Source organism: Salinivibrio sp. ML198, from assembly GCF_001996015.1.
Lineage (GTDB): Bacteria > Pseudomonadota > Gammaproteobacteria > Enterobacterales > Vibrionaceae > Salinivibrio > Salinivibrio siamensis.
The window spans coordinates 159,959-173,345 of record NZ_MUEZ01000003.1; the positions used below are offsets into that span (position 1 = coordinate 159,959).

A 13,387-nucleotide genomic window follows, 5' to 3' on the forward strand; every position below is an offset into this window, starting at 1 on the left:
CAGTTATAACGATTGGATAAAGGTGCTCGCTTTTGGCGCAATCAGGGAAGAAAAACGAACAATAGGCAGGAAAAAACGTAACCAATAAAAAAAGCAGCCCACTTGGGGCTGCTTATAAAACCTTAACGTGACGTTAAGTGTTTGGCTTACGAAGCACGAGGCTCTGAGGCCAAACCTTTAAACAGTGACACGGTAGCAACCAGCAACACAATCGTGAATGGGAAGCCTGTCGACACCGCCATTGCTTGCAGGGCGACCAAGCCACCGCCAAGGATCAGCGCAACGGCCACCAAGCCCTCGAAAGAGGCCCAGAATACACGCTGTGGCACAGGAACATTCACTTTACCGCCGGCAGAAATGGTGTCGATAACCAATGACCCTGAGTCTGACGAGGTGATAAAGAACACCATGACCAGGATAATGCCGATAAACGAGGTGATCGCTGCTAGTGGCAGATCATCTAACATCGCAAACAGTTTCAGTGACAGCTCTGCGTCCGTAACCGCGGTATAGCCTTCATTGACGAACTGACCAATTGCGGTGCCACCAAAGGCAGTCATCCACAATACACAGGCTGCTGATGGGATGATCAACACACAAGTGATGAATTCACGCACGGTACGGCCACGCGATACGCGCGCAATAAACATACCGACGAATGGGGACCAAGAAATCCACCATGCCCAGTAGAAGGATGTCCAACCTTGAGTAAAGTTGGCATCTTCACGGCCAAATGGCATTGACAGCGCAGGCAAGTTTTGTAGATACGCGCCCAAGTTACCAAAGAAACCGGTTAGGATAGCGATGGTTGGACCCACTGCAATCACAAAGATAAGCAGCAATAGCGCAAGCATCATGTTGATTTCAGATAGGCGCTTGACCCCTTTATCAACACCAGCCACAACCGAAAGAATCGCGGCGCCTGTGATACCCATTACCAGCAACACTTCTGTGGTATCACCTAGCGGTGTATCAAACAGATAGTGAAGACCCGCTGATGCCTGTGAGGCACCCAAGCCAAGCGATGTTGCAAGACCAAACAAGGTCGCGATGATTGCCAAAATGTCAATCACGTGGCCCGTCCAGCCCCAAACACGTTCACCGAACAGTGGGTAGAACACAGAACGCATGGTCAAAGGCAAGCCTTTGTTGTACGCAAACAGTGCCAGGCCTAACGCCAATACCGCGTAAATCGCCCATGGGTGTAAGCCCCAGTGGAAAATCGTGGCAGACATACCCAAGCGGCGCGCCGCCTCTGTATCACCGGCTGCCGCACCCAAAGGCGCCCAGTCAGTGCGAAGACCATCAGCGCCCACGGATGTCCCGCCTAACGCCGTTTGGAAATGCGTCAGTGGCTCTGAAACTCCGTAGAACATCAGACCAATACCCATACCGGCTGCGAAAAGCATCGCAAACCAGCCGCCGTAGCTGTAATCGGGCTTAGCTTCGGTACCACCGAGTCTCACTTTACCCAGTGGAGACGCAATCAGCACTAGACAGGCAATAACAAAAATGTTTCCTGCTGAAAGGAAGAACCAGTCTAGGTTTGAAGTTAGCCATCCACGTAGATCCCCAAAAACAGGACCAATTTGGTTTTGAAAGGCCAGGGTGACAAAAATGAAGGCCAAAATAGCCAGCCCTGAGACCATAAATACTCGGTTGTGAATATCAAAACCAAACGGGCCGAGTTTCAGTGCCACGTTATCCTGACCGACCTGATAATCAGTATCGATCGGGTTAACCTTCCCGTCTGGTGTCATCATATCTTCATGGCTTTTATCGCTCACGAGTTAACTCCTTAGTCCGTTTATTCGGAAGCCTGTGAGTGTTGGTGGTGCGCCCATTATTCATTGCTGTTCAAGCCATCTTTACCAGCAATAAAAGACCAGCTGTCACCACACAATCAACTACATTACCACATCTGAGAAAAAATTTAATTAGGCCCCTAACCAAATGTTTACTTTCTAACCAAGCACCCAACACCAACTTCCCTCCATGCCCCGATTTTACTGGCTTTCCCGGTTATTTGAACTCTTTATTTCAGAACAATAAACAATTTGGTTAATAGCGTTTTAGAACGCCTAACACCCTTTTAAAATCATAGTCGTATTTTCCACCATTGCTAAGCAAACATAACGATCGTGAAAGTCATCACGCTTGGGCAACTCGCTTGCTCATATCAAAGACACCATTGATGAAACAAAATGCAAACACAAAACACACAAAGTGACACTTGTCACATAAGAAAAACCACGTACAATACCGCCGCAATCGTTTTCCATCTCAAGTTTAACGTTTGCGGAGCAACATCATGCAGTTTGGCATTGGCCTGTTGGGGATTAGCGTCCTCTTTCTTATCGCGATGGGTTTTTCTGAAAATCGATCCGCGATTAACTGGCGCACCGTTGGCGGTGCATTCCTCATACAAATCGTCTTTGCTGGCTTTATCATCTCGGTTCCCCTTGGCCAGCGTATTTTGGCCAACGCGTCTGACACCGTCTCTGCGATCATCAGCTTTGGTGACATAGGCGCAGAGTTCCTCTTTGGCGATCTCGCTAAATTCAAACTCGGTTTTATATTCGCCTTTAATGTATTGCCCACCATCGTTTTTTTCTCTGCACTGATCGCTGTGCTGTACCACATTGGGGTCATGACATGGGTCATTAGCCTGATTGGTGGACTACTACGACGTGTACTCGGCACGTCGCGTACAGAATCAATGTCTGCCACCGCCAATATTTTTGTTGGCTCTGTTGAAGCGCCGCTGGTTGTTCGGCCTTTTCTTGCTGCCATGACACGCTCAGAGCTGTTTGCTGTCATGGTGGGTGGGCTCGCCTCAGTGGCTGGCGGCACCATGGTAGGCTATGCAGGGCTCGGTGTGGAAATGAAGTACCTTATTGCGGCGGCGTTTATGTCGGCACCGGCAGGACTCATGATGGCCAAGATCATCGTGCCACAAACCGAAACACCGATGACCCCGACGCAACATCAATCAGTGCAAGACACACAGGACAAACCAGTGAACCTGATTGATGCCGGCACGCAAGGCGCCTTAAGTGGCTTACAAATCGCCATGGCAGTGGGTGCCAGTTTATTGGCCGTGATCAGTATGATTGCGCTCATCAATGGTGGGTTAGGTAAGCTTGGTCCTCTTTTGAACCTGCCTCAGCTGAGCCTTGAATGGCTGTTTGGCTACCTGTTCGCGCCGGTGGCTTGGTTAATTGGCATTCCTTGGCATGAAGCCATGACCGCAGGCACCTTGATTGGTAAAAAAATCGCAGTGAACGAGTTTGTTGCTTTTGCCGATTTTATGAACTTAAAAGGCCAATTATCCGCCCACAGTCAAGCTATCGTGACGTTTGCGCTGTGTGGTTTTGCCAACTTGACCTCCATTGCCATGCTGATGGGAGGCCTAGGCGGCATCGTACCCGAACGCCGAGGCGATATTGCGACACTCGGTATGCGCGCCATTCTCGCGGCGACACTCGCCAACCTGATGAGTGCGACCTTGGCAGGTCTCTACCTTTCCTTGTGATTCCCCTAGCGTATTCGCTCGCGACCACTCACGCTGTTTCTCACCATGGACGGTGAGTAAACAAAAATGGACTCGAAAACCGCACTGGCACTCTGTTACACTTAGTTAACTTCACGTAAAGAGATGTAATAACATGCGATACCCATGGGTTTTATTCGATGCCGACGAGACCTTGTTTCACTTTGATGCGTTCTCCGGCTTACAACGTCTGTTCTCGCATTACGATGTCGATTTTGATCAGCAGGCGTTTGCCGAATACTCCGCACGCAATAAACCGCTGTGGGTACAGTATCAAAATGGGGAAATTGATGCCCAGACTCTACAGGCCGAACGCTTTACGGACTGGGGAAAGCGCTTAAACGTCGCCCCTTCTTCCTTAAACCAAGGGTTTTTAGATGCCATGGCAGACATCTGTGAACCATTGCCAGGGGCTCGGGAGCTCATCGACGCCATTTCCCCGCATGCCCATATTGGTATCATCACCAACGGGTTTACGGCTTTACAAGATATTCGTTTAGAGAAAACAGGATTGAAGGCGGCGATCTCTACGTTGGTCATTTCTGAGCAGGTCGGTGTCGCTAAGCCTGACCCACGTATCTTTGAACATGCGTTTGAAAAAATGGGGCATCCGCCTAAAGAAAAAATCTTGATGGTGGGTGATAACCCACATTCTGACGTTCTCGGTGGCATGCAAGCCGGCATCGATACATGTTGGTTAAATGTCGATAATACTCCTGTCCCTGAAGATATTGCGCCGACACACCAAGTTGACTCTCTACATCAATTAAAAAATTGGCTACTGCCAACCTAAACAGTGACAAAAAAAGAGAGCAAACATGCTCTCTTTTTATCGGCGCCGCCATTGTTAACGGCGGCTTGAACTCAATCGCGTGTCTTTTAGCTGTGGTCGCCTTTGATGAATGCGGCTTGCTCTGCGCGCTCACCTTGATCGGTGCTAGCCACAAAGTTGATTGAGCGGCTGTTTTGGTTCTGAGCGTGGATAAATACACGACCAGACTCATCCGTTACCTTCGCATCAAGACCCGACTCATTGGCGACTTTAGCGCCTTTTACCGCTTGGCCTTGTTCAGTGACCGTTACCCAAGCGCCCCCTTCTGCAGGGTCTACATCGAGGTTCAGACCACCAGCCATGACAGACGTTGAAGCGAACGTTAGGGCAAAGATTGCAGCAAGTTTTTTCATGGTTTGTTTCCTCTTTCGTAATGGGTTGACAGCTATTAAACGCAAATTGTGCCGGTGATTTGTCACCTCAATGTCTCCATTTCTAAAAATCTGTCTCCAGAGACTCATCAAGGCGCAATCACGGTTCGACATTGTCATTGCGCTATTGCCGTGGAACGAGAATGAGATTACGCCTGACAGACCGTGACGACAATCACAATAATATGAATGACTCGTTCGAAAAATTTCACAAGACGGCGGCGGTTATTAGGCGTAGAAAAGAGGAAGATGGGGAATATTCTCCTTACCAGTGATCGACTTCGCTTCCGTCCTCGTTTTCACCCTTGCAACAAGTTGATACTTCCCAAGTCGTCACCAAGGGTTGTAATAAGGCAACTTATTGGGTGGGGAAACGAACGTAAAAGGGAGAATAATGATGTTAACACGCACGATCACGAAATTAGCCATCACTGCGACATTGCTGGTTGGGGTGGGAAGCGCCGTCGCTGCCCACCACAAAGGTGAGCATGACATTGTTGATACAGCAATGAAAAATGACGACTTTTCAACATTGGTGGCAGCCGTTAAAGCCGCGGACCTTGTTGATACATTGAAAGGAAAGGGCCCGTTTACCGTCTTTGCCCCCACGAACGCGGCTTTCGATAAGTTACCTGATGGCACGGTGGACACCCTACTCAAGCCAGAAAACAAAGACAAACTCACCGAGATCCTGACCTACCACGTCGTCCCTGGAAAAGTAACGGCAGAGCAAGTGATGGGAATGTCTTCCGCGACCACAGTGCAAGGCAGTGACGTAATGATCAAAACATCGTACGGGGATGTCAAAATCGATAACGCTACCGTCGTCAAGCCCGATATCATGACCTCCAACGGCGTAATCCATGTGATTGATACCGTGATAATGCCCTAGTACTTTGTCCATCTCGCTCAACAAGGTCGCTCGTGAGGCGATATGAGTGAGGCACCAAGCCTCGGTACACACATAGATACGTAAAAAAACAGCCTGCTCTTGGAGCAGGCTGTTTTATTCATCTGTCTATAGACAAATCATACACCGAATGTCACGCCGCTTTATCAGTGCACTTTTGTTGAAACTTACCTAACAGCGCGTGGTAGAAGTCATGGTCAGATAAGGTACCAACCAGTTTCCCTTCTTCGATGAGTAACACTGGCTTAACAGTGTGATAGCGAATTTCAATCGCATCACGCATTTCAATGTCAGGCGAGGCAACCACAATAGTGTCGTCTCCAACTTGTGACAGATCTTGAACGTCTTTTTCCCATTCAACGACTCGTAGGGGCTGTGAGCCTGCAGCGGCTGACAAGCGACCGCCCTGCTCTGCGGTGACCCAAATATCACGCTGCTCACACACTTTCCAACGGTTGTCGACATGAGGTAAGTCGTCAACAGACTTCATCATCGAACGCCCTTTCAACACGTTCAATGGATTAGTATGAGCAACAAAGTCACGCACGTAATCCGTCTCAGGACGCAGCACAATGTCTTCAGGCTTACCATGTTGAATAAGCTGGCCTGATTCCATAATGGCAATGTTATTACCAATTTTCAGGGCTTCGTCCAAATCATGGCTCACAAACAAAATCGTTTTGTTGAGCTTTTTCTGCAACTCTAGCAACTCATCTTGTAGCTGCGCACGGATCAGTGGATCCAGTGCCGAGAAAGGTTCATCCATCAGTAGAATATCACTGTCCATCGCGAACGCACGGGCCAAGCCAACGCGCTGCTGCATACCACCAGACAGCTCATGCGGATATTGATAAGCCCAGTCATCCAACCCGACCATTTCTAGCTTTTCCAGCGCTTGTCGACGACGCTCTTTCTTGCTGATACCTTTCATTTCTAGGCCAAAGGCGACGTTATCAACCACTGTCATCCAAGGCATAAGTGCAAACTTTTGAAACACCATAGATGCACGGTTAGTACGAAGGTGGCGAAGCGTTTGCGAGTCAACTGTTGCCATGTCGACCATTCTGTTGCCATCACGGACTTCAAGACTACCGCGGCTGATGGGGTTCAATCCATTCACGGCGCGCAGTAGGCTCGATTTACCTGAGCCTGATAAACCCATCAAGACACAGATTTCACCTTCTTTCACATTGAGTGAGACATTGTCCACGCCCACAACTTGACCGGTCTTTTCGATAATCTCTGAGCGGCTTAATCCGTCATCAAGCAGATCCAGTGCTGGCTTAACATTGTCGCCAAACACCACGTCTAAATTTTTAATTGCGATTGCGTCCATGGTTTCCCCCTTATTCGTTGCCTTGATTTGGTGCTTTACACAGGCGGTCAAGAATGATGGCTACCAATACAATCGCCAGACCCGCTTCAAAACCCTGAGAAATGTTGACGGTATTCAGTGCACGAACCACTGGTTTACCGAGGCCGTCAGCACCTACCAGCGCCGCGATCACCACCATCGACAGTGACAACATAATGCACTGAGTCACACCCGTCATAATGCTAGGCAGTGCCGCAGGAAGCTCCACTTTAAACAGTAGTTTCATACGGTTAGCACCAAATGCGCGTCCTGCCTCTACCAACTCTTCCGGTACACGGGTAATGCCGAGATACGTCAAACGAATCGGCGCCGCGATGGCAAAAATGATGGTTGAAATCAGACCTGGGACAATGCCCAAACCGAACAGCACCAAGGTTGGGATCAAGTACACAAACGGCGGTACCGTCTGCATCAAGTCCAATAAGGGCCGCATAATGGTGTACACCAAGGGCCGATGCGCGGCCATTATCCCAAGCGGTATGCCAATTAATACGGAAATCGTTGTCGCGGCAAATACCAGAACAAAGGTTTCCAGCATCTCTTGCCAGTAGCCCAGGTTGAGGATCAACAAGAGCGCACTCACAACAAAGATCACGATGGAAATTCGACGCTGCAGGTACCATGCTAAGGCGGCTGTCATAATGATCGGCCCTGCCGCTGGCATCCATTTAAAAATGTCGACTAATAGTGTGATGGTCGTATCTAAGCCAATTGAGATCGCATCAAAAAAGCCGGCGGCGTTCATGGTTAGCCAGTCAACACCATTTTCCATCCATTGACCGAGTGGGATCTTGTTATCTGTAATAATATTCACAATAAAACCTTAGGGGCGGCGTTAACACCGCCCTCTCCTTCTACACTTTTTTTATTTACGCTTCAGTCTTTTTCAGGTACTCAGTGACCGCTTCAACCGCGTTCTCACCATCAACGGTGGTCACGCCGTCCAGCCACTTGTTCAGCACACTTGGGTTATTACGCAACCACTCGCGTGCCGCGGCCTGAGGCTTCTCTCCGTCATTAAGGATTTTGCCCATCATTTCGTTTTCCATCTTGAGGCTGAACTCAAGTTGCTCAAGCATTTGACCGACGTTCGCACACTGCTCGACATAGCCGCTACGTACGTTGGTATGAACCGTGGCACCGCCATAGTTAGGACCAAAGTACTCGTCAGCACCAGATAGGTATTTCATATCAAAGTTGCTGTTCATTGGGTGCGGGGCCCAACCGAGGAAGGCAACCCACTTGTCACGACGAACGGCACGAGACACCTGAGACACCATGCCAGCTTCACTGGATTCGATAAGACGGAAGTCACCCAGGTTGAAATCATCGGTATCGATCATTTTCTGGATCTGGCGGTTACCGTCGTTACCTGGCTCAATGCCATAAATGCGTGAGTCGAACTTGTCAGCGTATTTCGCGATATCTGCGACGCTAGTAACACCCGCATCGTAAACATACTTAGGCACGGCGAGGGTATATTTGGCACCTGTCAGGTTGGCGCGAACGCTGTCGATCGAGCCTTCGTCAAGATACTTTTTGATATCGCCTGTTTGCGTAGGCATCCAGTTACCGAGGAATACGTCGATGTCGCCCGACGCAAGTGATGAGAAGGTTACCGGCAAAGACAATAGATCGGTTTGTGTCTCGTAACCCATGCCTTTCAGCACTTCAGTAGTGATGGCAGTCGTTGAGGTCACGTCTGTCCAACCGATATCCGAAAAGCGGACTGTCTCACACTGATTAGCGGCGGCGCTAAAAGCGACCATTGAGCTCAAACCGACTGCGGTCATCAGAGTTTTGCTGGTTTTACGTTTATTCATTGACATCTTAGTTTCCTTGTAATGCTTACTGATTAGTTTCTAGTGTGTGCTCACCAACGGTGGCATCATCACTCTGCGCGTTTTGATTGCGTTGCTTGTGCTGCCACTCAGCCGCAATCCATACTGGCACCTGCTCGGCAGGCAAGAGTGGCTTTTCAAGGATCATGTCAGCGGCGCGCTCCGCTACCATGATGGTTGGGGCATTTAGGTTGCCGTTAGGGATTGTCGGGAAGACAGACGAGTCCACCACCCGCAACCCTTGAATTCCACGCACACGGCACTGCTCATCAAGCACAGCCAATGCGTCATCGTCGGCGCCCATTTTGCAAGTACACGAGGGGTGATACGCGCTTTCCACGTTGTCTTTCACCCAACGGTCAATCGCTTCATCAGACTGAACATCATTGCCCGGCTGAATTTCATCGCCGCGGAAGGTATCCATCGCGTTTTGCGCCATGATTTCACGGGTCAAACGGATGGTGTCACGCCAGTCTTGGCGATCTTGCTCGGTGGTAATGTAGTTAAATAAGATTGACGGCTTATCGTGCGGATCGGCTGATTTGATCCGAACGTGGCCGCGGCTCTCTGGTTTGTTCGGGCCGACGTGTACCTGAAAACCATGGCCATCAAACGCGGCTTTGCCGTCATAGCGCATAGCTGCAGGCAAGAAGTGATACTGAACGTTCGGCCACTTCAATCCTTCGCGAGAGCGAATAAAAGCGCATGACTCAAAGTGGTTGGTGGCACCCAGCCCCTTACGGGTTAAGATCCACTCAGTGCCAATCATGCCTTTGCTGATAAGGCCCAGCTTGCTATTAAGCGTAATAGGCTGTTTGCAGTGGAACTGGAAGTAGACTTCGAGGTGATCTTGCAGGTTTTCACCCACACCCGGCAGTTCATGCTTAACATCTACGCCAGCTTTCTCGAGCACATCACGTGAACCAATCCCTGATAACTGCAGCAGCTGTGGCGATCCCACTGAACCCGCACTCGAAATGACTTCTTTGTCGGCCATCACATGCTCGATGTTGCCGCCTTTTTCAAATTCCACGCCCACCGCGCGCTTGCCTTCCAACAAGATGCGGCGGGTGACCACACCTTTTTTCAAGGTCAGGTTGCTGCGCTTCAGTGCGCGGCGCAGATAAGCGTTCGACGTTGAGGCACGCACGCCCTTATCGACGGTCATGTGCATAGGGCCAAAGCCCTCTTGCTGATAACCGTTGTAATCGTTGGTTTCGGGATAGCCTGCTTCGACACCCGCATCAATAAAGGCTTGATACAGCGGGTTGAGTTTCATGTCGTTACCGTTACATGTGCCCACAGGCCCCTGACCGCCACGGTAAGTATCGGCACCGCCAGACCAGGTTTCTGCGCGCTTAAAGTACGGCAAACAGCTCGCGTAATCCCAACCGTTAGCACCGTGCTCAACCCACTCTTCAAAGTCACAAGCGTGACCGCGGACATACACCATGCCATTAATCGATGAGCTTCCACCCAGCACTTTGCCACGTGGACAATGCAGTTGGCGGCCGTCAAGGCCTGGCTCAGGCAAAGATTCAAACTGCCACGCGTAGCGTTTGGTATTCATCGGGATCGATAGCGCCGTTGGCATCTGAATAAAAATGCTCTTATCGGTACCACCGGCTTCCAGCAATAACACTTGATGTTGGCCTGACTCAGTCAGCCGATCAGCCAATGCACAGCCGGCCGAACCCGCGCCGACGATAATATAATCGTAGCGTTGTGACATATTGGTCGCTCCGTTAGAAATTAGGCGTAAGGGCTGGCGAAGTCGCCAAGCTCGATCAACACACTCTTGGTTTGGGTATAATGCGTGAGGGTTTCGACACCATTTTCACGCCCTACCCCTGAATGCTTATAGCCACCGACAGGCATTTCAGCCGGCGAATCGCCCCAGGTATTGACCCAGCAAATACCCGCTTCGAGTTGATGAATAATGCGATGTGCACGCGATAGGTTTTGGGTGAAGACACCAGCCGCTAGGCCATAGTGAGTATTGTTGGCACGTGCTACCACTTCTTCCTCGTCAGAGAAACGCAGCACTGACATCACAGGGCCAAAGATCTCGTCACGAACATGCGCCATGCTGTCATCACAGTCAGTAAAGATGGTTGGGGCAACAAAGTTCCCCTTGTCGAGACCATTCTCAGTCACGCGATACCCCCCAGAGAGCAAGGTCGCGCCGCTTTGCTTTGCGGTCTCGATAGCCGTCATCACTTTCTCAAGGTGCTCGGTTGAGATCAGCGCACCAATTTGCGTGTTCATGTCGGTTGGGTCACCGATAACAAGCTTTTCAGTACGATGTTTAAGCTGTTCAATAAAGCGGTCATAGATGCTGTCATGAACAAACACACGTGTACCGTGCGTACACACTTCACCCTGGGTGTAGAAGTTTGCCACCATTGCTGCGGATACCGCGTTGTCCAGGTCGGCATCATCAAACACGATACATGGCGATTTACCGCCTAGTTCCATCGTGACTGATTTCAGGGTCTTCGCGGCGTCACCCATCACGGTTTTGCCCGTGCCCACTTCACCAGTAAACGAGACTTTGGCAATCTCAGGATGTGCCGTCAGCATTTGACCCACACGATAATCACCTTGCACCACATTAAATACGCCGGCAGGTATACCCGCTTCAGCAAAGATCTCTGCCAGTTTCAGTGCGGTCAGCGGCGTTTCTTCAGACGGTTTGAAAACCATGGCATTACCGGCGGCCAAGGCAGGTGCTGACTTCCACATGGCAATTTGAATCGGATAGTTCCATGCACCAATGCCTGCACACACACCCAGTGGCTCACGACGGGTGTAGAAGAATTGGTTGTCAGAAAGCGGTTGCTGCTCACCTTGCATTGATGGTACCAAGTTAGCAAAGTACTCAATCGCATCCGCGCCCGTCACCACGTCAACCTCTACCGCTTCTTGCATCGGTTTACCGGTGTCTAGTACTTCCAGTTTAGCTAGCTCATCATTACGCTCACGTAACAACGCAACGGCTTTAAGCAAAATACGGCTACGCTCCATGGCCGTCATACGTGACCAAACCGCAAAACCTTGCTTAGCGGCATCCACCGCAGCTTGCACATCGTCTGCCGAGGCTTGGCCAATTTGCGCCAGTGTCTCGCCCGTTGCTGGGTTTACCGTTGCAAACTGCTCACCGCTTGTTGCGGAGGTAAGCTGACCGTTAATAAAAAGCGTTTTCGCATCCATGATTAATCCTGAATTCATTTCTGTTCGAGTGTGCATGTAAGGCTCTGTTGAGGCTTAGCTCTGAGGACGACCATAAAAGGTCAGTTGCTTATCCAAATAGTCATTGATAATGGTGCGTGCGTTGTTGGCATCAATACCTTTAGGGTTCAATGCACCACGTAACCAGATACCATCAATCAATGCGGCAATCCCCTGAGCAACCATCGCAGCCTGCTCTTCTGGCAATAGTGCGCGAAGTTCAATGCGCAAATGTGACAGCAAGCGTTTCTCGTTCACGCGTTGTAAACGATGTAACTCGTTGTCATGCATGGCATAAGACCAGAACGCCAACCAGGTTTTAACCACATCAGATTTGGCCTGAAAACCTTCAAAGTTGGCATTAATAATCGCGTTAATACGCGCTTGGTGGTGATGACGCGGAATTTCTTTCAATGCGCCGATCACAGTGGCTGAAAGCTCGCGCAATACCACGCGCATCGTTTCTTCCAGCAAGCCATGCTTACCACCGAAGTAGTGGTTGATAATGCCTGTCGATACGCCGGCTTCCTTACTAATCAGAGAAATACTTGCCGCATGTAGCCCCACTCGACCAATCACCGTCATGGTGGCTCTAACAAGTTGCGGTTTTCGTACTTCCGGCATCCCTACCTTAGGCATTTCGTCTCCCATTCGTTTTTAATTGAACGATTAGTTAAAGATAATCTTACACGCTAATCTTTAGATCTCAAACATTATTTTTAACCAATTTGCTACACCCACCCCTACCAAAAAACAGCTAGATAAAGACAAAACAATGATTTAGGTCAATTTTACCCTGACTGATTCCAGACCTAATATTTTGTGATGATAGCACTATTTGTGAGCAAATCGTGTAAAAAACCGCCTTACCAAACCCTAAAAGCTGGCTTTAATAAGGGGCATAAAGAAGAAAAACGCTTCATTGTCTCGACGACGGAGACGTGCCACCCACATAACAATAAAAAGATAACAGCAAAATGCGGCACATTAGAGGAATATCGCTACTAATTAGCCACAAGTGGTAGTTAGGCACGGATCGTCACAATAAGATAAAGAGAGGAAAGCGTCGTACTAAACGGACGACAAATAAATGAGATGTAATGGTTAACCCCCTAAATGTTTAGGGTGACAAGTTTTATGACGTCGCAGCGTGATGCATGAAGCGATAACAGGCAACCTTGACATCGCTTAATAGAAGCGCGTTTAAGGCCAGCCACAAGGAGGGCATAAAAAAGCGCTCAGGCCTGTCAAAAAGCCTGAGCGCCTCATCGATG

General features: G+C 49.6%; 11 protein-coding genes. 3 read left to right on the plus strand and 8 right to left on the minus strand.

Annotated elements, in window-relative coordinates; all coding sequences use genetic code 11:
- Positions 1–146 precede the first annotated feature (146 nt).
- Positions 147–1,763: a BCCT family transporter gene (locus BZG25_RS03210; protein ID WP_197075735.1), complete on the minus strand. Its 1,617-nt coding sequence runs from the start codon at positions 1,761–1,763 to the stop codon at positions 147–149.
- A gap of 548 nt (positions 1,764–2,311) precedes the next feature.
- Between BZG25_RS03210 and BZG25_RS03215 the strand changes: the two genes are divergently transcribed.
- Together BZG25_RS03215 and yjjG are read left to right on the plus strand one after the other, a co-directional pair.
- Complete coding sequence (locus BZG25_RS03215) at positions 2,312–3,535, plus strand: NupC/NupG family nucleoside CNT transporter (RefSeq protein WP_046073598.1); 1,224 nt, start codon at positions 2,312–2,314, stop codon at positions 3,533–3,535.
- A gap of 133 nt (positions 3,536–3,668) precedes the next feature.
- Positions 3,669–4,346 carry a pyrimidine 5'-nucleotidase gene (yjjG, locus tag BZG25_RS03220; RefSeq protein WP_077638520.1) on the plus strand — a complete coding sequence of 226 codons (678 nt, stop codon included), beginning with the start codon at positions 3,669–3,671 and terminating at the stop codon, positions 4,344–4,346.
- A gap of 86 nt (positions 4,347–4,432) precedes the next feature.
- Here the strand turns inward: yjjG and BZG25_RS03225 are convergent, their stop codons facing one another.
- Positions 4,433–4,738: a hypothetical protein gene (locus BZG25_RS03225; protein ID WP_077578518.1), complete on the minus strand. Its 306-nt coding sequence runs from the start codon at positions 4,736–4,738 to the stop codon at positions 4,433–4,435.
- 415 nt (positions 4,739–5,153) lie between these two features.
- Between BZG25_RS03225 and BZG25_RS03230 the strand changes: the two genes are divergently transcribed.
- The gene (locus BZG25_RS03230) at positions 5,154–5,648 is read left to right on the plus strand and encodes a fasciclin domain-containing protein (RefSeq protein WP_077638521.1); all 495 of its coding nucleotides are present in this window, start codon (positions 5,154–5,156) and stop codon (positions 5,646–5,648) included.
- Between the two features lie 151 nt (positions 5,649–5,799).
- On the opposite strand, the gene choV is transcribed toward BZG25_RS03230, so the two are convergent.
- The 6 genes from choV to betI are packed head-to-tail and all read right to left on the minus strand — an operon-like array spanning position 5,800 to position 12,752.
- Complete coding sequence (gene choV, locus BZG25_RS03235; protein WP_046073602.1) at positions 5,800–7,002, minus strand: choline ABC transporter ATP-binding protein; 1,203 nt, start codon at positions 7,000–7,002, stop codon at positions 5,800–5,802.
- 10 nt (positions 7,003–7,012) lie between these two features.
- Positions 7,013–7,855, minus strand: coding sequence for a choline ABC transporter permease subunit (gene choW, locus BZG25_RS03240; protein WP_046073603.1), 843 nt, complete (start codon positions 7,853–7,855; stop codon positions 7,013–7,015).
- Between the two features lie 55 nt (positions 7,856–7,910).
- A complete protein-coding gene (locus BZG25_RS03245) occupies positions 7,911–8,870 on the minus strand; it encodes a choline ABC transporter substrate-binding protein (RefSeq protein ID WP_046073604.1) in 960 nt (319 codons plus the stop codon).
- A 19-nt stretch (positions 8,871–8,889) separates the two neighbouring features.
- On the minus strand, positions 8,890–10,614 hold the full coding sequence (gene betA, locus BZG25_RS03250; RefSeq protein WP_046073605.1) for a choline dehydrogenase: 1,725 nt from the start codon (positions 10,612–10,614) through the stop codon (positions 8,890–8,892).
- A 20-nt stretch (positions 10,615–10,634) separates the two neighbouring features.
- Positions 10,635–12,095 (minus strand): betaine-aldehyde dehydrogenase, encoded by a 1,461-nt coding sequence (betB, locus tag BZG25_RS03255; RefSeq protein ID WP_077638522.1) that lies wholly within the window; start codon positions 12,093–12,095, stop codon positions 10,635–10,637.
- Positions 12,096–12,149: 54 nt separating this feature from the next.
- Positions 12,150–12,752 (minus strand): transcriptional regulator BetI, encoded by a 603-nt coding sequence (gene betI / locus BZG25_RS03260; RefSeq protein ID WP_046073607.1) that lies wholly within the window; start codon positions 12,750–12,752, stop codon positions 12,150–12,152.
- Between the last annotated feature and the right edge of the window lie 635 nt (positions 12,753–13,387).